A 24450-nucleotide genomic window follows, 5' to 3' on the forward strand; every position below is an offset into this window, starting at 1 on the left:
AGTTTGTATAACTTCTTTGAGTATATTTTTAAACTCATTTGTTATCTCATCTAGAGAAGTTAATTCTCCAGATTTTAATTGTCTTATTAGCTCTTCGTGGTTTATTAAACTCATGTAAATCCTTTACAATTATTTACTTGATTATATATCAAATAAATCTATTTTTTTAGGTTTACACAGTTATTTTTACACTCTCAAAAGCTGTTAAGCTTTTCCATCAAAGTTGTTTTCATTTACATTTTTAACAATATCATTTGCTATTTCATTTGTTTCTTTTGCAATGTTATTTGTTTTATCAGCAATTGCTGCATTTTCCTGTGTAAATTTATCTAATTGATTAACAGCATCACTGATTTGATTCATACCTATATTTTGTTCTCTAGCGGCATTTGCAACATCATTAATTAAATGATTTGTATTAATGATTTTTTCTTCTAGTTCACCAAATCCTTCAATCATCGTTGTACTAACTTTTTTTCCTTCATTAGCTTTTACTGTTGCTAATTCAACTAGATTTTTAATTTCTTTTGCAGCTTCGGCTGATCTACTTGCAAGGTTTCTAACTTCAGCAGCAACAACAGCAAATCCTTTTCCTACTTCTCCAGCAGTTGCTGCTTCTACGGCTGCATTTAAAGAAAGGATATTTGTTTGGAATGCAATTTGATCAATAACTGTAATTGCTTCATTAATTGCAATTACTGTATTGTTTATATCTTCCATTGAATTAGCAGTTTTACTCGCAAGCTCTTTTCCTACATGTGCAGATTCTTGAGTTGTAGTAGATATTAAAAGCATTTCTTGCGCTTTTTCACTTGTTTGTCTAATATTTCCAGTAATTTCTTCGATTGAAGCAGCTGTTTCTTCTAATGAAGCTGCTTGTCTTGTAGCATTTTCATTTAATATTCTTACATTTAATGTAAGTTCATTTGATCTACCTTGTAAACTAATACCATCTTTTTGATTGTCTTGTAAAATTTTTGTAATCATTTTATTCATATTAATAATATCAGTTCCAATTTTACCACTATTTGAAGAGTCTATTTTTTCTAAGAAATTTCTATTTGCATATTCTTCTAAAACATTACTCAATGAATTTATATTTGTACCTACAAGTTCTTGAATATTATCAAGCATATTATTAAGTAATAACTTTAATTCTTCTAATGATTCATTATTCGTAGAATGAGAGATTCTCTTATCTAAATAACCTTTACTAACATGATTTACAATCTCTTTTACATCATGAATTAAAATATTATCTTGTTCTAATATAGCTTTTGTTTTTATTATATTATCATTAATTAAAGAAGCCATAATTCCTATTTCATCATTTGAAGTAATTTCTAAGGCTTTAATATCTTTTTCTTCTTTATTTACATATTTAAAAAAGTGTAATAAACCATCTTGAAATTTATTAAGAGGTTTAATAATAACACTATTCATAACAAAAATTGCAAGTAAAGACATAAGAATTATAATAACAGCTATTGTGATAATTGATATAATAATTTCTTTATTAATAGTTTCATCAACCTCTTTTTTCATATTATTCATTTGGTCATCAATATCAACTACATAAACTCCAGTACCAACAATTAAATCCCAAGGTTCAAATTTTTTTACATAAGATATTTTTTTAAAATCACCTTTTTTATCAGGAATTGTCCAATAATAATTTACTACTCCACCCTCTTTATTGGCATTAGCAGTTTTTACTATTTCTCTATAAAGATATGTTCCTTTTAAATCTTTTACATCTGTCATATCTTTACCAACTAAAGATGGATTTGCTCCATGAACTTTAACAACTTGATTAGAATCATTTATCCAAAAGTAACCATTTACTCCATATTTCATTTTTTCAATTGCATCTAAGGCATCTTGTTTCATTTGAGATGATATATCATCAATGTAAGCACCTGTTCCTAAAATCCAATTATAAGGTTTGAATACTTTTACCATAGAAGATTTATAAACTGTACTTTGACTACTAGGATTAAAAAATGAGTATTCAATAAAACCTACATTATTTTTTGTTTTATTTAATTCTGCAATTCCTAGTTCTACGAAAGGAACATCAGGTGTATTTTTAAAAATTTGTCCTGTAAGTTCTTTTTTTATTGGATGCATTACCATTTTATAATTAAAATCATTAATCCAAAAGTATCCAGATTTTCCATATCTTGTTGCTTCTACAATAGCTTTTATTCTTGATTTTAATTCTTCTTCACTCATTGTATTTTTATTTTTTTCATATTCAGAATTTATAATAGAAAAAAGATAATCTGTTTGTTCAGTTAAATATTCTTCAACAGAAGCTTTTATTTTTTCTTTTGAAGTTTTTGCATAATAACCTTCTATCGTTTTATATGCTAAAGAAACATAATTTTTAACTTCATCTTCTTTTGCTTTATATATAAGATTTTCACTATTAGAAATCATAAAATTCGATTCTTTTTTTAAAGAATTGATTGCACCTATTTCGATAACCAATGCAACTATTAAAATAGCACCTATTACAGTTGTAAGTAATTTCATTTTAATTGATAATTGTTTAAACATATTTGCTCCTATTTTTACCCATTTTACTATAAATTTTATCTATTTTATTAGACCAATATCAAGTTTTCTTAAATTATTTAAAGTCTTTAAAATTTTGTCGTAAAGCTTCATAAGCTACAATTGAAACAGAGTTTGCGATATTTAAACTTCTTGCTTCATTTGTCATAGGAATTGTAATACAAGTTTTTTGGCTTTTGTCTAGGATAGATTGAGGAAGACCTGCATCTTCTCTTCCAAAATAAAAATAATCTCCTACTTCAAAAGAAGCATCAAAATAAATTTGTTTTGTTTTTGTAGTAGCTAAAAAATGTCTATCATTAAATGGATTTTTTACCCAAAAATCTTCTATATTTTCATACTCTCTTACATCTAATTCAAACCAATAATCAAGCCCTGCTCTTCTTACTTCTTTCTCCGTAATCTCACCAAAACCATAAGGTTTGATTAGATGCAAAGTACAATTCAAAGCAAAAGCTAATCTTCCAATAGTTCCCACATTTCCAGGAATTCTGGGTTCTAATAAAACTATATTAAACATTATAAAATCACCGTTTTATTTCCATGAACAAAAACTCTATCATTTAATAACATTTCAAAAGCATTTGAAAGTACGATTTTTTCTACATTTCTTCCTGCATTTCTCATATCTTCCCAAGAATAACTATGATCAACTCTTACAACATCTTGGAATATAATCGGACCTTCATCCAAATCATTTGTAACATAATGAGCAGTTGCTCCAATAATCTTAACACCTCTTTCGTGTGCTTGTTTATATGGATTTGCTCCAATGAATGCTGGTAAAAATGAATGGTGAATATTTAAAACTTTTTTAGGAAAAACATCTACAAATTTTGGAGTTAAAATTCTCATATATTTTGCTAAAACAATTAATTCAGGTTCATATTCAGAGATTTTTTTTATCATTTTATCTTCATGTTCTTCACGACTTAATCCATCTGCACTAATACAAGTAAAAGGAATATTGAACTTTTCTACTAAATCTTTTAAATGGTCATGATTTGCAATAACAGCTTTGATATTTGCGTTTAATTCCCCTGCAATATAACGAATCAACAAATCTCCTAAAACATGAAACTCTTTAGTTGCTAAAATAACAACATCTTTTTTTTCTTTTTTGTTTAGTTTAATTGAAGCACCTGATGGTAAAACTTCTGTTAATTCTTTTAATAAGATATTTTTAGAAACTTTTCCAGAAACGATACTTCTCATAAAAAATTTCTTTGTATCAGGGTCTACATATTCGGCATTTTGTTCTATATTTAGATTATTCGCGAAAAGAACTTTTGAGATGTTATAAACAAGTCCTTTTGAATCTTCTGTGTCAATTAAAAGTATATACTCTTCCATTTTTATCCTATAATTATTATTCAAGCTTAAAATTTTAAAAACTTGAATAATATCATTTTATTGATTAATAGCTAGTTTGAGCTTATATCATAGAAGCTAGTTTTTCTCTATATTTTCCTAAATCAAAATCTTTAACTCTAGCAACGCCTGTTTCAACAGCTCCAAATGCCACAGCAGATGAAACTTCAACCATCAATCTTTTATCAAAAGGAATTGGAATAATATATTCTCTTCCATAAGTTAAATTACCAAATGAAGCTCTTAATTCCTCAGTAATTGGCTCTTTTGCTAGGTTAGCAATAGCAGATGCAGCAGCTTTTTTCATATGCATATTTATAGTTCTAGCTTGAACATCTAAAGCACCTCTAAATATAAAAGGGAAACCTAATACATTATTTACTTGATTTGGATAATCTGATCTTCCAGTTCCTATAATTGCTTTTGGTTTTACAGCTTTTATCTCTTCAGGAAATAGTTCAGGTGTTGGATTTGCTAAAGTAAATACAATTGGTTCTTCACTCATAAGTTTTATATGTTCAACAGTAAAAGTTCCTGGTTTTGATAAACCTAAAACCATATCAGCATCTTTAAATGCTTCATTCATAGTTGTTATATCATTTTTATTAATGAACTCTTTTTTGTATTTATTTAAATCAGTTCTTCCTTTATGAATAACACCTTTAGAGTCACACATAATTAAGTTTTTAACTCCAAGCTCTTTATACATAGTTGAACAAGCAATTGCAGATGCACCTGCACCTACAACTACTACTTTCATATCAGATATATTTTTACCCATCATTTCAGCAGCATTCATTAATGCAGCACTTGTAATAATAGCAGTTCCATGTTGGTCATCGTGCATAACAGGAATTTCTAACTCTTCAACTAATCTTCTTTCAATTTCAAAACACTCAGGTGCTTTTATATCTTCAAGATTTATTCCACCAAATGTTGGAGAAATAGCTTTTACAATTTCACAAAATTTATCAATATCAGTTTCATCAACTTCAATATCAAAAGAATCAACAGCTGCAAATTTTTTAAATAATACAGATTTTCCTTCCATTACAGGTTTTGAAGCAAGAGCGCCAATATTTCCAAGACCTAAAACAGCAGTTCCATTTGAGATAACTGCAACTAAATTTCTTTTTGAAGTATATTCATACGCTAATTCTGGATTTTTTTGAATCTCTTCACAAGGATATGCAACACCTGGAGAATACGCTAGTGATAAATCTCTTTGAGTTTCCAATCTAGTTGTTGTGGCAATTGCAACTTTTCCTGGATTTGGAACTCTGTGATATTCTAATGCTTCTTCTTTTGTAACTTTAGTAGTCATTTCTTTTCCCTTTTGTTTATTATTTCATTATAAAATTCGCAAAATAGTAACGAAAAGAAACTTAAATAGATAAATTTTTACAAATTAATGTTCATATTTAAAAAATTTAAGCAAGTTATGTAAAATTTATGTAAGTTTTTCATCAACTAATACTTATTACACCTGCAAACCTACCAGTTTTAGGATTTTTTCTAAAAGAAAAAAATGGCTCATTTGAACATTTTGTACAAATATTTGAAACATTTATATGTCTAATTCCAACTTCTTCTAAAAGCTTAATATTAATCCCTTGTAAATCAATATTTTTTCCAATACAAAATTTCTTTCCAAAAGATGTTTTTACAATATTTAGTAATTCATCACTTACTTCATAACAACAAGAATGAATCGATGGTCCAAAAATTACTTTTATATTATTTGTATTACATCCAAGTTCATTTATCATTTTATTTGCTGTAATTTGTGCAATTTTTAAAAAAGTTGAGTTTCTTCCTGCATGAACGGCTGCAATTACACCTTGTATTTCATCAAAAAATAAAATAGGAATACAATCAGCCACCATTACCATCAAAGGAAGATTTTTTTCTTTTGTAATAATTCCATCACAATTTTCTATAAGTTTTGGTGAATTAATATCAACTATTTGAACATTATTTCCATGAACTTGGTTCATATAAACTAAATCTTCATTTTTATATTCCATTATATTTGCTACTGTTTGTCTATTTTTATCAACATTTTGTTTTAAATCATCTACTAAATATGATAAATTTCCATCTTCTGTTGTACTAAAATAGTATTTAACTTGATTCATAATTGCTCTTTTATTAGGTTTTGATATAATTTAGCAAAATTTTAATGATTTATTGTTTAAGGATAGGTATGAATAGATTCGATAATGTGGCACACGACTGGGAAGCAAAAACTTCAAGGGTACAAATAGCAAAATCAAGCGTTGATAATATAATAGAAATAGTAGATTTAAAACCTGATTTTAAAATCTTAGATTATGGTTGTGGAACAGGACTCATAGGTTTTGGGCTTAGTAATGAAACAAATACCGTTCTTGGAATGGATTATTCAAGTGGAATGGTTGAAAAGTTTAATGAAAAAGCAAAAGAGCTAAATTTTACAAATATAAGTGCAATCAAACATGATATAAATAAAGAAGAATTACCACAAAAAGAGTTTGACTTAATTGCAATTTCAATGACACTTCATCATATAAAAGATACAAATATGTTTATAAAAAAAGCAAGAAGTGCTTTAAAAGATGGTGGATATTTGTGTATAAATGACCTTGTAAGTGAAGATGGAACATTTCATAGTGAACATAAAAATGATGGAGTTGAGCATTTTGGATATGATAAAGATGAACTTTGTAAGATTGTTGAAAATAATAACTTTGAAGTAATTGAGTATAAAATAGTTTATACAGATGATAGAAACAATAGCCAATACCCGATATTTCAACTAATCGCAAAAGCTATTGCATAAAATAATATAAATATAAAAGGATATAAAATGAAAGAAAATAACAACGGATTTTTAAAAAGAGCAGATGCATTTATAGCACTTGCAAACGAACAATTAAACCAAAACCTAACTCAAGGTGAAATAAGTGCATCATTTATGTATGGATCAGCTAGATTTAGTGCATGGATGGCTGCATCTTCTTTTGAATCAGCTGAAGATATGAAAGCTGAAAAAGACAATATTGTAGAATATTTTATGAATGAATATAAGTTAGCATTAGAAGAACACTTAGATAATCACATACAAAATTTTGATTTCTCTACAAAATAAATTAAAATAAGGAAAGAAATGTCTAATATAAAAAATCAATTTGTAATATTTGGAAATCCAGTTGAACACTCAAAATCTCCACAAATGCAAAATGCAGGATTAAAACATATAAATTTTGATGGAAATTATAAAAAACATCATTTAGTTGATGGAAATACAATAAAAGATGTATTTTTACAAAATAACTATATGGGAGCAAATATCACAGTTCCACATAAAGAAGATGCTTTTGCAAATGCAGATGAAGTAAGAGGTTTGGCAAAAGAGATAAAAGCTGTAAATACTTATATAAATGAAAACGGAAAAGTAATCGCCTATAACACAGACGCACCTGGATTTTTAAAAGCTATAGAAAGTTTTGAAAAAGTAAAGAATGTACTTCTTTTAGGAGCTGGTGGAACTTCTAAAGCAATCGCTCTTGCTTTAAAATCAAAGGATATTAAGGTAACTGTTTTAAATAGAAGTGAAGAAAAACTAGATTTTTTTAAACAACATCAAATTCCATGTTTTTTTTGGGAAAATTTCAAACCTGAAACTTATGATTTAGTAGTAAATTCAACAAGTGCTGGACTAAAAGATGAATATTTACCAGCACCAAAAGAAATGCTTGAACCAATACTAAAAACTGCAAAATTTGCTTTTGATTGTGTATATGGAAAAATAACACCTTTTTTAGCCTTAGCAAAAGAGAATAACTGTAAAATAAAAGACGGTGAAGATATGCTTTTGTTTCAAGGCTTACTTGCATTTGAATTGTTTACTAATACAAAAGCTAATATATCGTTAATTAAAGCTATGAGAAAAGGATTGAAAGCAGAATAATTTTCTTCTTTTTATCTTTATTTTATTAAGAATTAAACTATAATTTCAATATAAATACTTAATACAAAAGAGGTTTAAAATGAAAAAAATAATAAAACTCTGTGGAACTAAGAAAAACTATATTATTTTACCTCAAAATGAAGAATTGACACAAAATCAAATCTTTATTTGTAATAAATGTAAAAGAATCACTAAAGAGAAAACTCTTGTGTGTTATCCTGAACTCAAAGATGAAAGAGATTTAAACTAAAAAAGAAAGGATTATTAATCTTGAAAAAAAGAAATCATATTAAAAAAATATCAAATTATGCAATGGTTGGTGGATTAGGTTCACTTCTTATTGTAGGACTTGTTGGATGTGGTGATAGTTCAAATGATAAAAATCAACAACAAAATAAAGCTCAAAATGATGCTTTTACAAATGCAAGTCAAAAAGAAGGTGCTTTTGTAATTGTTGAAGAATCAGCAGATGGTAAATACAAAATTGCAGATGAATTTCCAGCAGCTAAAACAACTATAGTTTTACGAAAACCAGATGGTAGTGAGAAAATATTATCTCAACCAGAAATAGATAAACTAGTAAAAGATGAAGAAGTAAAAATTGATGCAGGAACTTCACCTCTTACAAATCCAAATGCAGAAGTAAGCAGTGGAGGAATGGGTCTTGGTGGAGTTTTATTATCTTCAATTGCAGGTGCAATGATTGGTTCTTGGATTGGAAATAAACTATTTAATAATCAAAATTTTCAAAATCAAAGACAAACTCAATACAAATCACCACAAACTTACAGTAAATCGCAAAGTTCGTTTTCAAAAACTCCAGCAACATCAGGAGCTAATAATTCTGGTGCTAAAAAAAGTGGTTATTTTGGTGGAAATAGTTCAACTCCAGCTGTAACTTCAAATGCTACGAAATCTACACCATCGTCATCGTCATCATCATCTTCAAGTTTTGGGAGTTAAGTTATGAAATTAGAAAAATTAAAACCATTAGATGATGCTTATTTAGAGTCAATAGGTTTTGTATGGCATACAGATAGTGATAATTCATCTTATGTTAGCAATGAAATTGTTGTAATTAGTGAAGATGAAGCAAATGCTTATTATGAAGCTTGTAATGAATTATATGAAATGTTCTCAGAAGCTGGGCAATATGTTATTGATAATGAATTATTTCACGATATAAATATTCCTTTTAATCTAGTAGAAATCATAAAAGAATCTTGGGAAAATGATGTTCATTGGCATTTATATTCAAGATTTGATTTAGCAGGTGGAATAGATAATAAACCTATTAAATTAATCGAATTTAACGCCGATACACCTACTTCACTTTTTGAAACAGCTATTATTCAATGGGCAATGTTAAAAGCAAATGGTTTAGATGAAGCTAGTCAATTCAACAATCTTTATGAAGCGTTAAAAGATAACTTTAAAAGAATTATTACCCTTGATGCTGATATTGAAAAGTTTGAAGAATATTATTCTAATCTTGGTTGGAAAATATTATTTTCATCAATTTCAACTTCAAGTGAAGATATAAATACTACAAAACTTTTAGAACATATTGCCTCAGAAGCTGGTTTTAATACTGATTTTGAATTTATAGAAAATGTACAATTTAGTGATGATGGAATTTTTAAAGATGATGAACTTTTTGAATTTTGGTTTAAACTTATTCCTTGGGAAAATATTGCTATTGAAGAGAGTGAATTGGCTCTTACTTTAACTGAAATAATAAAAGAGAAAAAAGCAATTATTTTTAATCCTGCATATACCTTGATGTTCCAATCAAAAGGATTTATGAAGATTTTATGGGATTTATACCCAAATCATCCACTACTTTTAGAAACTTCGTTTGAACCTTTAATTGGTAAAAAACAAGTAGAAAAAAGATGTTTTGGAAGAGAAGGAGCTAATACAAAAATCATAAATATTGATGGAAGTATTGATGAACAAACAAATGGAATTTATGAAGGTCATAAAGCAATTTTTCAAGAATATGTAGATTTTCCAAAAGATTCAAATGGAAATTGTTATCAAGCTGGTGTATTTTATGCCTATGAAGCTTGTGGATTAGGATTCAGACGAGGCGGAAAAATCTTAAATAATATGTCAAAATTTGTGGGACATATTATAAAATAATAATAAAAGGCTTATTGTAATAGCAATAAGCCAACTTACATATAAAAACCATTACACAAAAAACATACAATTTATTGAAATAATATAAAAAATTTAAATTAAAAAGAGAATAATGAAAATATTAATATTAATAAGTATCATTTGTGTAAGTTTATTTAGTTGGGATTTTAATTACAATGAACTTACAGAAAATGAAACAAAACTAACAGAAAAACTTATAAAAATTGGTGAACCACATGGATTAGGACTTGAACTTGCTGCAATTGGAATAATTGAGACAAGATTAGGGAAATATGAATCAAATAATAACTATATTTGCGGAATACATCAAATTAATACAAAAATAGCCATGAAAAGAGTTGGAAGTAATGGAGATAAAAGTAAATTTTGTAATGAAATAAATACAAATAAAAATCTTAGCTCAATTCTTGCATTAAATGAATTAATTTATTGGAAAAAATACACAAGAAATAATATGAAAAAAATGATTATAAATTACAATTCAGGATTTGAAAAATCTAGCCATAGTGATGAATATTTAAGAAGATTTATGATTGTTTATAAAGAGTTGAAAAAAGAAAAAGTATTACATGGATAATTTTTAAAATAAAAAGAAGTCAATACTTCTTTTTGTAGGTAAACCAATAAGCCGCGTTTTGTTTTTAAGACAATAATTTATCTAGCTACTAAATTACTTTAGTAGTCTTGCGAAGACCAAAAATGTGAAGTAAATACCTAGTCTTCTTGCTGCAGGTTGGGTTTACAAAGCACTTAAGATTACTCAAAAGTCTGGTAGGCTCTTACCCCACCGTTTCACCATCACCGAAAAAATCGGCTGTCTATTCTCTGTTGCACTATCCCTTAGGTTACCCCAGCCATTATTTAAATGGAACCATACTTCACAGCAGCCCGGACTTTCCTCTTGATTTTACTCAAGCTATTGTCTGGTTTACCTAAGGCGTATTATAGCTATATTTTCTTAAAATCTATTTTCTAATAACATCATAGTTTTCTGGCACTATAAATTTGAAAATTTCATCTGATATTTCACCATTTTGAACTACATTTGAAAACTTAATTTCAACATCATTTTCAAGCTTATCTTTATATTTAATATAATTAATTTTATCATCATTTTTTGAAGTTTTAATCAAATAATCTATATCTTCAATCTTTGTAATATAACTATTGTCATTCACTTTTTTTGAACTATTTAAAAGTTTAATAATATTTATTTCACTTTCTAATTGAGTAAAAATTGCTTGTTCAAGTTCTGGTTCATCAACAATTGCAAAATTATCGTTTATATATACATTTTTTACAACAGGCGTTTTATACTTCCATAAAATTTTTCCACTTTTTTTAATAAAAACTTCACCCTTATACTCAATCTTATTTTGAGAACTTGATGTGATTAATTGGGAAAAACTAGCTTTAAAACTGTCTAAATCTTTAATATCATTTGAAGCTATACAAGACAAACAAAATAGTGTTGTAACAATTATTAACTTATAAAACATATTTTAACCTTTTTTTTTATATAATCTTAGCGATTATAACGAAAAGGAACTAATTTTATGTTAAATGTTTTTTCAAAAATTTTTGGTACAAGAAACGATAGAGAAGTAAAACAATATAGAAAAAAAGTTCAAGAGATAACTGCTCTTGAAAGTCAGTATGAAAATTTAAGTGATGAAGAGTTACAAAGTGAATTCAACAAGTTAAAAGAACTTGTACAAAAAGAAGAAAAATCATTAAATGATGTATTAATGCAATCTTTTGCAATTACTAGAGAAGCTAGTAAAAGAGTTTTAAATATGAGACCTTATGATGTGCAACTAATTGGTGCAATGGTTTTACATGAGGGAAGAATTGCTGAGATGAAAACAGGTGAAGGAAAAACACTTGTTGGTTCTTTAGCTGTGGCTTTAAACGCACTTAGCGGTAATGGTGTTCATGTTGTTACTGTAAATGATTATTTAGCTTCTAGAGATGCAAATGAATTAAAACCTTTATATAACTTTTTAGGATTTAGTGTAGGTGCTGTTGTTGGTGGATTAAAAAATGACCAAGAAAGACGAGAGCAATATGCTAGTGATATTACTTATGGAACTAATAATGAGTTTGGATTTGATTATCTAAGAGATAATATGAACTATGATATTAGTGAAAAAGTTCAAAGAGGACATAATTTCGTTATCGTAGATGAAGTTGACTCTATTTTAATTGATGAAGCAAGAACTCCTTTAATTATATCAGGACCAACAAATCATAAAAACTCAAACTATGTAAGAGCAAATGAAATTGCTTTAAAATTAGAAAGAGGTCAATTAATTGAACCTAAAAATGCTTCTGATAAACCAACTACAACTGGTGATTTTATTGTTGATGAAAAAAATAAAGCTGTACTTTTAACAGAACAAGGTCATGAAAATGCTGAAAATTTATTTGGAGTAGATAATCTTTATTCTATTGAAAATGCAATGCTTTCTCACAGTTTAGATCAAGCTTTAAAAGCAAACTTTATTTTTGAAAAAGATGTTGATTATGTTATAAAAGATAATACAGTAATTATTGTTGATGAATTTACAGGAAGACTTAGTGAGGGAAGAAGATTTAGTGAAGGACTACACCAAGCTTTAGAAGCAAAAGAAGGGGTTGCAATTCAAGATGAATCACAAACTTTAGCTGATATTACATTCCAAAATTATTTTAGAATGTACAATAAATTAGCTGGTATGACAGGAACTGCTCAAACAGAAGCCACAGAGTTTGCAGAAATTTATAGATTAGATGTTGTATCAATTCCAACAAATGTTTCTGTTCAAAGAATAGACAAAAATGACTTAATTTATAAAAGTGAAAAAGAAAAATTTGAAGCTGTGTGTAATAGAATCAAACAATTACATGAAAAAGGTCAACCAGTTCTTGTAGGAACAGCATCTATTGAAAAATCAGAAAAATTACATGCTATTTTAGTTCATAAAAAAATTCCTCATACTGTTTTAAATGCAAAACAACATGAAAAAGAGGGAAAAATTATTGCGGATGCTGGACAAAAAGGTGCTGTTACAATTGCTACAAATATGGCAGGACGAGGAGTTGATATTAAATTAACTCAAGAAATACTTGATCTTGGTGGATTAGCAATTATTGGAACAGAAAGACATGAAAGCAGAAGAATTGACAATCAGTTAAGAGGAAGAGCTGGACGACAAGGAGATGTTGGTGAATCACAATTTTATTTATCTTTAGAAGATAATCTTTTGAGAATATTTGGAAGTGATAAAATCAAAGGAATTATGGAAAGATTAGGTATTGAAGAAGGTGAACATATCGAATCTAGAATGGTTACAAGAGCTGTTGAAAATGCTCAGAAAAAAGTGGAACAAATGCACTTTGAATCAAGAAAACATCTACTTGAATATGATGATGTTGCAAATCAACAAAGAAAAGTAATTTATTCATTTAGAAATGATTTATTAAAACCTGATTTTGATATTGAATCAAAGCTTGATGAAAATATGCTTGAATATGTGCAAAACCTATTATCAATTGCAAATATTATAAAAGGAATGCCAAGTGAAGATTTTGATTATGAATTTATAAAAATAAAATTTGAAGAAGAATTAAGATTACTTGTAGATATTGAAGATATGATAAGTAATTCATATGAAGATTTAGAAGCAAATTTAACTTCATTTTTAAAAGAAGTTTATAACAAAAAAATGTTAATGGCAGCAACTGAACAAAAAAATGAAATTGAAAGAATTCTTTATTTACAAATTTTAGATAATGCATGGAGAGAACATTTATATGCTATGGATACTCTAAAAACAGGAATTGGACTAAGAGGATATAACCAAAAAGATCCATTAGTTGAATATAAAAAAGAGTCTTATAATATGTTTATTGAATTAATTGCAAATATTAAAAATGAGATTATTAAAATACTATTTACGATTCAACTTCAAACTCATGAAGACAAGCAAAAAGAACAAGAAGCAATTGCTAGAATGAAAGAACAAATGGAAGAAGCAACTGAACACATTACAACAAATGTTGCACAAGAAGCTGTAAGAAACAGTGATAAAAAGATTTCAAGAAATGAAACTTGTCCTTGTGGAAGTGGATTAAAGTTTAAACAATGTTGTGGGAAAAGTGGTCCTAAAATCGGTTTAGCTGCGGTAAATTAATTTGAATAAGAAATTAGTAAATTTTATTGTAAAGAAATATCTGAGATTTGATAAAAAAAATCCTTTTATTTCTATAAGTGCTATTTTAGCATTTATAGGTGTTTGCATTGGTGTTATGGTTCTAATACTTTCTATGGCTATTATGAATGGAACAGCTAAAGAGTTTGAAAGAAAACTTTTTACGATGAATTATCCTTTAACTATTCATCCTAAATTTAGTACAATTTCTTTAGATCAGGAGTTATTAAATAGTCTTCAAAAAGAGTTTCCACATTTAAAATTTTCTCCATTTATTTCATCTCAAGCAATTATTCAAAGTGGTGAAACTATGAGTGGAGGTATGATTTTTGGAGTAATTCCTCAAAAAGAAGCATTAATAAATCCCGTTTATAAAAAAGCTTTAGGTGATTTAAATCTTGATAAATTTGATATTATTACAGGTTCTGGAATCTCTGATAAACTATTTTTAAATCCTGGAACTAAAACAACTTTATACTTTACAGAATTAAATCCAACTGGCTTCTCAATGATGCCAAAAATGAAAAGATTTACCTTTGCAAATTCTTTTACATCGGGGCTTAATGCTTATGATAAAGCTTATATGTATACTTCTATTGAAGCTTTACAAACTTTATTGAAAAAAGAAGAAGGTACATTTGATGGTATTCATGTTCATTCAGATGATGCCTTTGCTGATATTGAAAAACTTAGAACTTATCTTGGAAATAAAGCATCTGTTGTAGGATGGTGGCAACAAAATGGTAATTTCTTTGCTGCTATGAAAATGGAAAAAACAGCTTTATTTATTGTATTAATGCTTATTATTCTTGTAGCTTCATTAAATATTATTTCTTCTTTATTAATGACTGTAATGAGTAGAAGAAAAGAAATTGCCCTACTCTTATCAATGGGAGCAACAAGTAAAGAGATAAAATCTATCTTTTTAAGAGTTGGGACTATTATAGGATTTTCAGGAATTTTAACAGGAATTGCTTTAGGTTTTATTGGTTATTGGTTATTAGATAATTTTGATATTGTAACTCTTCCAGCTGATGTTTATGGAAGTGCTAAATTACCACTTGATCTGGCAATGAGTGATTTTATTTCTATTATTATTGGTGCTGTTATTATTGTACTTATCTCTTCTTATTATCCTGCTTCAAAAGCTACAAATATCGATGTAATTGATGTTTTAAGAAATGAATAAAATAAGCCTTTATTTTAAAGGCTTATTTATTTGATTCTTTTTAACTTTTTCTTCTTCAAGTGTATCTTTTCCTCTTATAAAATCAAAAATTATTGATGGGAAATTTAATATCCTTTTACCAATATTCATAGGTACACTAATTGTATCTTTTGTAAGATTTGTTGATATTTCTGGATTATCTAAGTTACCAGTTAAATTAACTTCCGTCTCTACTCTATTATTATCACCCAATAACACATAGTTTATTACAGGAATGATTCCAACAAATTTCGAATAATCTTTAAAAAATATAAGTTTTAGATTAGAATCTATTCTATAATTTTTCAAATCAACTGTTCCACTTCCGTCAAAATCAATACCATTTCCAATAGTAATTAATTTTTTAACATCTAAGAACTCTTTATCTTTATTATAATTAAATTCTATTGTTCCATCTACAATGTTATATGCTAAAAGATTAAACCCTGAATTTGTAGCAAGCCCAACAACCGCTGGAATAGCTAATAAAGGATTTATAAGTGCAGGTGAAGTTTGAATAAATAATAAAAGGTTATTTAGTATAGTTATTCCCTCAACATTACTATTTTCAATTATAAATTTTCCATTTAAATCATTCATATATCCACTTGCATAAAACATTAAATTTCCACCACCAAAAATATGTTTACCTATGAGTGCATTTATAAACTCATCACTTACATTATTTGAAAAAATATCTATTTTTTTATTTTTTGATTCCCTAAAAGTAATACTAGTTTGTTTATAATCTAAACTAATAAATTTACTATCTTCTCTAATTCTAAGAATAAAATCATCTGCTAAAAGTTTATTTGCTTCATCATAAAATATGACTAGATTTTTACCTTTTATATCAATCTTTTTATATTTAATATTTTCAATTTTTTTGCTATCAGCACTTGAATAATGTAACTCATAACCATCTGCATACAAAGAAACAGAATTTTTTTCTAACTGTAAAACTAAATCTTTATTTTTTGTTTCAATAGTAGTTATATCATTTTTTAAAGTTCCAACTAAACTTAATTTGTCAATTTTATTATTACTTTTTCTAATTGGTAAATTAAGGTCTTTTACATCTGCTTCAAAATCAATGCCAGAATTTTTTATAAAAATTTTTGCATTTTCTAAACAATAAATATCTGTATCCATTTTTAATTTAGAATTTAGTAAATTTATCACTACTTCTTGTTTTAAATTACTTGTTTCTATTTTTTTATTTTCTAAAATTACATCTAAATTTTGTAAATAAATATTTAATTTGTCATCTATTTCTATTTTTATATCTTCATCTTTTGAAGATATTTTTGTTTTTCCATCTTCTATTTTTCCATTGATTTCTAAAGAATCAATATTTTGTCCATTTTTTTGAAGTGGTAAATCTAATCCTTTTACCAAGGCTTCAAAACTAATATTTTTTTCATCTTTTATTTGTAAAGCAATATTTCCTTCTTTAATAGAATTATCTTTTAAAAGTTTAGAATATGGATAAATTTTTGATAAATCGTCGATATTAACATATATTAAATCAGAGATTTTTATATTTGTTCCTAAATCTTTTAGTAAAATATTCACTTCATTATTAAAATCTAAATCAATAGCTGTATTTTTATCTTTTATTTCAACAATGCTTTCTTTATTTTCTTCTTTTATTAGAAAAGATTTTATGTTAGCTTCACCTTGTGATTTTAAAGTTTGTATATCAAGATTAAGATTGACCGTTGCATTAATCATATCTTTATATTTAAAATCACCATTCTTAATTTTTATCAAAGAATCATCTAAAATAACTTCAGCATTTTTACTTTCAAATTCAAAATTATTTATAGCAACTTTGGCATCATTTAGAAAAAATTCTCCATAAGTAGACATATTTTTTGCTGTATCATAGGGAAATTTCATAAGTAAAGAGGCTTGTGTATTTCCACTTTTTTGAAGAACAGGAAGAGTAATATGATAAGCTTTCAATATATCTAAAATATCTTTATCTAATTTACTATTAGTTTTTAAAAATACATCAACTTGTCCATTTTTTTCACTTGTTAAATTATTAATTACAACAAAACTTCCATCAAGTTTTTTACCTTTAAATATAGGTTCAATTAAATTAAAATGTAATTTATTATCTTTAAAATATATATCTAAACTTTTTGTATCTACAACATCAACATCTTTATGAAATCTAATTTTTGCATCTTTAATTTGTGCTTTACCTTGGATTGATTTTTCAAGTATTTGATTATTTACTAAATCATATTCTGCATACAATCCTTCAACTTTTATATCTCCTTTTACATTATCATACATCCATGACTCTGCAATATCAGGTAAATGTAAAAAATTTTTTAGAAATTTTAAACTTTTAAAAGGTTCACTTACTAAATAAATTTTAGCTATTTTTTTAGTCATTTCTACATTTATACTACTTTGTAAATTTTCATAATAAAAATTCCCATAATAATCTATTTTTTCATTAAAATAATCTATTTTTACCTTACCATCAAATAATAAATTTAAATCTTTTAAATACAAAGAATATAACTCAAATACCACTTGATTCGATATCGTGTCAATTTTTGAAGCAATATTTATATATTTATTATCAAGATATAAAATCTCATCATCTAAGATTATTTCAAATTCATTATCATTCACTTTTAACTTGTTTATTTTAATTTTTTGAAAAAATTTTAAAACCTTTGGAAGTATTTCTATGCTATTCTTCAGCTCTTCGAAAGAACTACTTGTTGTTGTTTTCTCTGATTTATATTCGATATTATCAATAGTTAAAATAAGTTTTTTATCCATTTTAATATAGAATTGCGAAACTAAAATATTTGAAAAAGAAAAAGAGTCTATTTTTATGCCTGTATACAAAAATGAAAAAAATGAAATTATTATTAAAAAAAGAAAGAGAAAAGTAGGTTTAATCATCTTCAACATTATTGATTTTGTCCTTGTATGTTTAATTGCAGTATTATTTTATGTGACGATGCCTATTACTTCTACCAAAATATTATTCATCCCTAAAGGCAGTACTAGTTATATTATATCATACTTAAATAAAAATGGTTTTGAGATGGGTGTTGTTGATGAATTAGTTATAAAATCATTAGGTTATGTTCAAAGTGGTTGGATAGATATTAATCAAAATAAATTAACAAGAATGGATTTTATTTATAAATTGATTACTTCAAAAGCTGCGATTAAAAACATTACTTTAATTCCAGGTGAAACTTATTATATCTTTTTAAAAAAATTAGCATTAGAATTTAATTTATCAGAAGAAAAATTAATCGAATTGTATAATCAATATGCATATAAAGCAGATGGAAATATTTTAGCAGAGACTTATTCTTTACCTCTTGGAATGAGAGAAGATTATATGATTTTTTATCTATTTTCTCAAACAAATAAGAAATATGAAGAGTTCTCTAAAAAAATCTTTGGATACTATGATAAAAGAAAATGGTTTAATTACTTAAGTTTAGCTTCTGTAATACAAAAAGAAGCAGCAATAACAAATGAAATGCCGATCGTTTCAAGTGTTATTTACAATAGACTTAAAAAAGGTATGAAACTTCAAATGGATGGAACTTTGAATTATGGAGAGTTTTCAAATACGATAGTTACTGCTGATAGAATAAGAGATGATAACACTACTTATAATACTTATAAATTTACAGGTCTTCCAAAAGATCCTGTTTGTGCTGTAAGTTTAGAAGCTATTAAAGCGGCAATTTTTCCTGTAAAAAGTGATTATTTATATTTTGTAAGAGAAAATAAAACAGGTCTTCATAAATTTGCCGTAACTTTTGAAGCACATCAAGCTAATATAAATGCCAATGTAGGTGTTGCAAAAACATATACAAAAGTTAAAGCAGATGAAACTTTAATTGATGCTGAAGCTGAAACTATTATGAAAACAGATGTTTCAAAACAAAAACCTGTATCTATCAAAGATTTATTTAATAATGTAAATTAACAAACTTGTGAAAATTTGAAACAATCAAATTTTCACATTCCAAATATATTCGTCTTTCAATTTCCTTAAATTCAAATCTAGCTATCATACTGCTAACATTAAATTCAAATTTAGGAAACAATATGTCAAAAATCATTTACACGAAAGTTGATGAAGCTCCTGCTTTAGCAACATACTCTTTTTTACCAATTATCAAAGCTTTCACAAAAAGTTCTGGTATTGAAATGGTTACAAAAGATATTTCTTTAGCTGGAAGAATTTTAGCTAACTTCCCTGAAAACTTAAAAGAAGATCAAAAAATTTCTGATGATTTAGCTGAACTTGGAGCATTAACTCAAGATCCAACGGCTAATATTATTAAATTACCAAATGTTTCTGCTTCTGTTCCTCAATTAAAAGCAGCTATTGCTGAATTACAATCAAAAGGTTTCAATATACCAAATTATGATGCTAGTGAAGAGATCACAGCTAGATACTCTAAAATCACAGGATCAGCAGTAAATCCAGTATTAAGAGAAGGAAACTCAGACAGACGAGCTCCAAGTGCTGTTAAAAACTACGCAAAAGCTAATCCTCATAGAATGGGTAAATGGTCAAAAGATTCTAAAACTGATGTAGCTTGTATGGATTCAGGTGATTTTTATGGTTCTGAAGTTTCAAAAACTTTTGATGCTGCAAATGATTTAAAAATCTCTTTCTTTGATACAAAAGGTACTGAAACTGTATTAAAAGCTTCTACAAAAGTTCTTGCTGGTGAAATTATTGATGCAACTGTATTAAGTGCAAAAGCATTACAAGAGTTTTATGCAAAAGCTATAAAAAGAGCTAAAGATGAAGATGTATTATTATCTTTACACCTAAAAGCTACGATGATGAAAGTATCAGATCCTATTATGTTTGGATTTGCTGTTAAAGTTTATTTCAAAGATTTAATTGCTAAACATTCAGAATTATTTGAAAAAATCGGTGTTAACTTCAACAATGGTATTGGTGATTTATACGCAAAACTAGACTCTTTAGATGCTTCTAAAAAAGCTGAAATTTTAGCTGATATTGAAGCTGTTTATGCTGTTCAACCAAGACTTGCAATGGTTAACTCTGCAAAAGGTATCACAAACTTACATGTACCATCAGATGTTATTATTGATGCTTCTATGCCTGCTATGATTAAAGGTGGTGGGAAAATGTGGAATGCACAAGATAAAGAAGAAGATACAATTGCAATCATTCCAGATAGAGCGTATGCTGGAAGTTTCAAAGCTGTAATTGATGATTGTAAAGCAAATGGAGCATTAGATGTTACAACTATTGGAACTGTTCCAAATGTTGGATTAATGGCTCAAAAAGCTGAAGAGTATGGATCACATGATAAAACTTTCCAAGCACAAGCAAATGGTCAAATCAAAGTTATTGATAAAGATGGAAATGATGTATTTACATTTGATGTAGAAAATGGTGATATTTTCAGAATGTGTCAAACTAAAGATGCTCCAATTCAAGATTGGATTAAATTAGCAGTTTCAAGAGCTAGATTATCTAATACTCCTGCTATTTTCTGGTTAGATTCTGCAAGAGCTCATGATGCTCAAATGATTGCAAAAGTAAATAAATATTTACCTTTACATGATACAACTGGGTTAGATATTACAATTATGGCTCCAATTGAAGCTACTTTAAAATCATTAGAAAGAATGAGAAAAGGTCTTGATACTATTTCTGTAACTGGAAATATTTTAAGAGATTATAATACAGACTTATTCCCAATTTTAGAGCTAGGAACATCTGCAAAAATGTTATCAATTGTTCCATTAATGCAAGGTGGAGGATTATTTGAAACAGGTGCTGGTGGATCTGCTCCTAAACACGTTCAACAATTTGCTGAAGAAGCTTATTTAAGATGGGATTCATTAGGTGAATTCATGGCACTAGCTGCATCTTTTGAACACTTAGCAAATACTCAAGGTAACTCAAAAGCGAAAGTTTTAGCTGATACTTTAGATGCTGCAACTGGAACTTTCTTAATCAATGACAAATCTCCAGCAAGAGAAATTGGTCAAATTGATAATAGAGGTTCACATTTCTTCCTAGCTATGTATTGGGCTCAAGAATTAGCTGCACAAAACAGTGATGCAGAGCTTAAAGCTGAATTTACTCCAATTGCAAAAGCAATGACTGAAAATGAAGCACAAATCGTAAAAGAATTAACACAATGTCAAGGTAAAGCTGTTGATATGGGTGGATACTACTTACCAGATGATGCAAAAACATCAGCTGCTATGAGACCATCTGCTACATTAAACGCAATTATCGGATAATAACTTCAAATTGTAAAAGAGAAGATTTTTCTTCTCTTTTACTTTTCCTAACTAACTTTTTTTCTAATATTTAAAACTTTTTCCCAATTAAAAATAAAAGCTAAGAGCTAAACTGTTATAATTTCTAATAAAAAATTTAAAGGTTCTATTTTGAATAAAAAAAGAGTAGGAATTGTGGGAGTTGGAAATGTTGGAGCAACATTAGCCTTTACTCTTGCAACAAAAGATATATGTTCTTCGATTCTTTTAAAAGATAAAAGAGAAAATATAACTCAAGCTATGGCTCTTGATATTTCACAAGCAACAAATGCAGCAAATTCTAAAACAGTTATTCATGCTTGTTTAAATGATGAAGAATTTAAAGATTGTGATGTTATTGTAATAACAGCTGGATTGCCAAGAAAACCTGGAATGAGTAGAGATGATTTACTTCTTACAAATGCAAAAATTATGATTTCTGTTATAAAAAGTATTATTCCACATAATCCCAATGCTATAATAATAATTGTTTCAAATCCTCTTGATGCGATGGTTTATACAGCCTTAAAAGCATCTAATTGGTCAAGAAATAGAATTATTGGAATGGCTGGAATTTTAGATAGTGCAAGAATGGCTCATTTTATTTTTGAAAAACTAGGATACGGGCAAGGACAAATTGAAGCTTCTGTTATGGGTGGGCATGGTGATGATATGGTTCCTCTTACTAATTTTTCAACAGTTGCTGGAGTTAGTTTAAATGAAGTTTTGTCAAAAGAAGATATTGAAGATATTGTAAATAAAACAAAAAATGGTGGAGCTCAAATTGTAAAATTATTAGAAACAGGTTCAGCATATTATGCACCTGCTTATTCTACTATTTTGATGATTGAAGCTATTTTAAGTAATAAAAAGAAAATTTATCCTTGTGCTATTATGTTAGAAGGTGAATTTGGGTTTAAAGATATAGTTTCAGGAGTTCCTATAATGTTAGGAAGTAATGGAGCTGAAAAAATTATTGAATTAAACCTAAAAGAGGAGCAAAAAATACAATTTTCAAAATCTATTTCTTCTGTTAAAAGTTTGATAACTACTTTAGAAGAAAAAATATTTAATACAAAATAAAAGGAAAAAATATGAAACAAACATTAGAAGTTTTAAATGTAAAATGTAGTGGTTGTGCTAGTACATTAATAAAATCATTAAAAGATGAATTTGGTGAAGTTGAAGTAAATCTTGAAGTAATGCCAAGACAAATTACACTTAATGTTGAGGATGATAAAAAAGAAGTTTTAAAACAAAAATTGAGAAGTTTAGGTTATCCTTTGACTACAGATGAATTAAGTGGTTTAGAAAAAGCAACAACAACTGCAAAAAGTTTTGTTTCTTGTGCTATTGGAAAGTTTAATAGCTAATAATTTCAATATAAATAAATTTATTTAAGAGTGAAAATAATTTTTCACTCTTAAATTTTAGCTTGATTAATGTTTTACTAAACGACTATCAATCCATGCACCAATTGGTGTAGTTATTTTTTGTAATAACCAACTAACTACGATAAATGTAACTAACCAAGCAATTACAGCAGCCCATGAAGGTAAATAATCAAAGAATATATCATAACGACCAATTAATGGCCAGTGAATTAAATATACTTCAAATGAATAAAGTCCATATATTGATAAAAACTTATTATCAAATTTTTTAAGTGAAAAAATGACAATAAATGCAAACATTAAAATTATAGAAGTAAGTTGATCAACAAAATACCCTTTTCCTAAAATTGCTGTTAATGTAGGCCAATGATTAGCTGTTGTATGTAAAGACATATAAACTACAACTCCAAGCATTAAAGCAATAACGACATAAGGCATAAATTTAGCTTTATTTCTAAATTCTTTTAAATGCACAACAAATTTATTCTCTTTATCTTTTGTCTCAAATAAAACCCATGCAAATACAATACCTAATGAAAAAGCTACTGTATGTAATCTATGAAGCCAATTATCACCCATATTTAAAGGATTATAAACTCCAATTAATGTTGCAATTACAGCTAAGATAATTGCACTTAACCATGGTCTTTTTGTGCTAAACACTAAAGGAAAAAGTACATAAAACATCATCATCCAAGTTATATACCAAAATGGTGAGTTAACATCATCAAATCCTTCAGCAGTTGGAAACCAACCAAGTAAAGATTGAATCATGTAAGGAACAGTGTAATGAATATCTAAAAATATTGCATTTGCAGCAAAGATAAGAATAAGTGCTACCCAAAATGGAATAAAGATTTTTATTACTCTTCTTTTATAAAACTCAAAAATTGGAAGTGGTTTTTTCAACATTCCAACAGTTAAGCCATATCCTGACATGAAAAGAAATAAATCAACCCCAACTCCAGCAATAATAGAAAGAGGAAAAAGAAAATCAGCATTTGTAACTAGCATGTAAGCAAAATGTGCAAAAACAACTGTTAAAATACCTAACCCTTTTAACTCTTGAGTAACTGAAATAGGAAATAAATCTGTATGTTTTGCTCTTTTAAAAGTAAAAAGAACAACTGCAATTAAAACTGCAATAACAATAAGATTTGATTGATAAATATCGTCGGTAATAGTAATAGGCATATATGCTCCCAAGTTTTTTTGATAGTTTTTTGAAAACTTGAATTTTTACAAGTTACAATAAACGCATAGTATAAT

Annotated in this window: 21 protein-coding genes and 1 other RNA gene; 13 read left to right on the forward strand and 9 right to left on the reverse strand. The window is 27.3% G+C overall.

From position 1 onward, the window contains the following. Positions 1–204: 204 nt before the first annotated feature. The 5 genes from B0174_RS08955 to pgeF form a co-directional block, all read right to left on the reverse strand. Positions 205–2562, reverse strand: coding sequence for a methyl-accepting chemotaxis protein (locus B0174_RS08955; protein WP_108559858.1), 2358 nt, complete (start codon positions 2560–2562; stop codon positions 205–207). Between the two features lie 73 nt (positions 2563–2635). Then, positions 2636–3100: a tRNA (cytidine(34)-2'-O)-methyltransferase gene (locus B0174_RS08960; protein ID WP_108559860.1), complete on the reverse strand. Its 465-nt coding sequence runs from the start codon at positions 3098–3100 to the stop codon at positions 2636–2638. Next, positions 3100–3933 carry a formyltetrahydrofolate deformylase gene (gene purU, locus B0174_RS08965; RefSeq protein ID WP_108559862.1) on the reverse strand — a complete coding sequence of 278 codons (834 nt, stop codon included), beginning with the start codon at positions 3931–3933 and terminating at the stop codon, positions 3100–3102. Before purU ends, B0174_RS08960 begins: the two co-directional genes overlap by 1 nt. An 82-nt stretch (positions 3934–4015) precedes the next feature. Next, positions 4016–5275, reverse strand: a complete 1260-nt coding sequence (locus B0174_RS08970) for a malic enzyme-like NAD(P)-binding protein (protein ID WP_108559864.1) — start codon at positions 5273–5275, stop codon at positions 4016–4018. Between the two features lie 142 nt (positions 5276–5417). Continuing rightward, entirely contained in the window at positions 5418–6089 is a 672-nt protein-coding gene (gene pgeF / locus B0174_RS08975; protein ID WP_108559866.1) for a peptidoglycan editing factor PgeF, read from the reverse strand. A gap of 68 nt (positions 6090–6157) precedes the next feature. Between pgeF and B0174_RS08980 the strand changes: the two genes are divergently transcribed. From B0174_RS08980 to B0174_RS09005, 7 genes are all read left to right on the forward strand, one after another. After that, positions 6158–6772, forward strand: coding sequence for a class I SAM-dependent methyltransferase (locus B0174_RS08980; protein WP_108559868.1), 615 nt, complete (start codon positions 6158–6160; stop codon positions 6770–6772). A gap of 27 nt (positions 6773–6799) precedes the next feature. Beyond that, positions 6800–7081, forward strand: a complete 282-nt coding sequence (locus tag B0174_RS08985; protein WP_108559870.1) for a DUF3144 domain-containing protein — start codon at positions 6800–6802, stop codon at positions 7079–7081. A gap of 18 nt (positions 7082–7099) precedes the next feature. Next, entirely contained in the window at positions 7100–7903 is an 804-nt protein-coding gene (locus B0174_RS08990) for a shikimate dehydrogenase (protein ID WP_108559872.1), read from the forward strand. A gap of 79 nt (positions 7904–7982) precedes the next feature. After that, positions 7983–8153, forward strand: a complete 171-nt coding sequence (locus B0174_RS12205; RefSeq protein ID WP_165790410.1) for a hypothetical protein — start codon at positions 7983–7985, stop codon at positions 8151–8153. Positions 8154–8173: 20 nt separating this feature from the next. Continuing rightward, positions 8174–8866, forward strand: a complete 693-nt coding sequence (locus tag B0174_RS08995) for a UPF0323 family lipoprotein (RefSeq protein WP_108559874.1) — start codon at positions 8174–8176, stop codon at positions 8864–8866. Positions 8867–8869: 3 nt separating this feature from the next. Then, positions 8870–10048, forward strand: coding sequence for a glutathionylspermidine synthase family protein (locus B0174_RS09000; protein ID WP_108559876.1), 1179 nt, complete (start codon positions 8870–8872; stop codon positions 10046–10048). A 112-nt stretch (positions 10049–10160) separates the two neighbouring features. Continuing rightward, on the forward strand, positions 10161–10646 hold the full coding sequence (locus tag B0174_RS09005) for a hypothetical protein (RefSeq protein ID WP_108559878.1): 486 nt from the start codon (positions 10161–10163) through the stop codon (positions 10644–10646). Positions 10647–10677: 31 nt separating this feature from the next. Here B0174_RS09005 and rnpB read toward each other — a convergent pair. Together rnpB and lolA are read right to left on the reverse strand one after the other, a co-directional pair. Then, positions 10678–11004, reverse strand: an RNA gene (gene rnpB, locus B0174_RS09010) — RNase P RNA component class A. A 30-nt stretch (positions 11005–11034) separates the two neighbouring features. After that, positions 11035–11568: a LolA-like outer membrane lipoprotein chaperone gene (gene lolA, locus B0174_RS09015; protein ID WP_108559880.1), complete on the reverse strand. Its 534-nt coding sequence runs from the start codon at positions 11566–11568 to the stop codon at positions 11035–11037. Positions 11569–11625: 57 nt separating this feature from the next. Here lolA and secA point away from each other — a divergent pair, with 57 nt between their 5' ends. Both secA and B0174_RS09025 read left to right on the forward strand, forming a co-directional pair. Then, positions 11626–14244 carry a preprotein translocase subunit SecA gene (gene secA / locus B0174_RS09020; RefSeq protein WP_108559882.1) on the forward strand — a complete coding sequence of 873 codons (2619 nt, stop codon included), beginning with the start codon at positions 11626–11628 and terminating at the stop codon, positions 14242–14244. Between the two features lies 1 nt (position 14245). Next, positions 14246–15451 (forward strand): ABC transporter permease, encoded by a 1206-nt coding sequence (locus tag B0174_RS09025; RefSeq protein ID WP_108559884.1) that lies wholly within the window; start codon positions 14246–14248, stop codon positions 15449–15451. Positions 15452–15460: 9 nt separating this feature from the next. On the opposite strand, the gene B0174_RS09030 is transcribed toward B0174_RS09025, so the two are convergent. After that, on the reverse strand, positions 15461–18277 hold the full coding sequence (locus B0174_RS09030) for a YhdP family protein (protein WP_108559886.1): 2817 nt from the start codon (positions 18275–18277) through the stop codon (positions 15461–15463). Positions 18278–18332: 55 nt separating this feature from the next. Here B0174_RS09030 and mltG point away from each other — a divergent pair, with 55 nt between their 5' ends. The 4 genes from mltG (at position 18333) to B0174_RS09050 (ending at position 23160) form a co-directional block, all read left to right on the forward strand. Further along, complete coding sequence (mltG, locus tag B0174_RS09035; protein WP_108559888.1) at positions 18333–19454, forward strand: endolytic transglycosylase MltG; 1122 nt, start codon at positions 18333–18335, stop codon at positions 19452–19454. Positions 19455–19576: 122 nt separating this feature from the next. Then, entirely contained in the window at positions 19577–21769 is a 2193-nt protein-coding gene (locus B0174_RS09040) for an NADP-dependent isocitrate dehydrogenase (protein WP_108559890.1), read from the forward strand. Positions 21770–21919: 150 nt separating this feature from the next. Next, positions 21920–22870: a malate dehydrogenase gene (locus B0174_RS09045; protein WP_108559892.1), complete on the forward strand. Its 951-nt coding sequence runs from the start codon at positions 21920–21922 to the stop codon at positions 22868–22870. An 11-nt stretch (positions 22871–22881) separates the two neighbouring features. After that, the gene (locus tag B0174_RS09050) at positions 22882–23160 is read left to right on the forward strand and encodes a heavy-metal-associated domain-containing protein (RefSeq protein ID WP_108559894.1); all 279 of its coding nucleotides are present in this window, start codon (positions 22882–22884) and stop codon (positions 23158–23160) included. A gap of 66 nt (positions 23161–23226) precedes the next feature. On the opposite strand, the gene B0174_RS09055 is transcribed toward B0174_RS09050, so the two are convergent. Further along, on the reverse strand, positions 23227–24375 hold the full coding sequence (locus B0174_RS09055) for an acyltransferase family protein (RefSeq protein ID WP_108559896.1): 1149 nt from the start codon (positions 24373–24375) through the stop codon (positions 23227–23229). Positions 24376–24450: the final 75 nt, after the last annotated feature.

Source organism: Arcobacter caeni (assembly GCF_003063245.1).
Taxonomy (GTDB): domain Bacteria; phylum Campylobacterota; class Campylobacteria; order Campylobacterales; family Arcobacteraceae; genus Aliarcobacter; species Aliarcobacter caeni.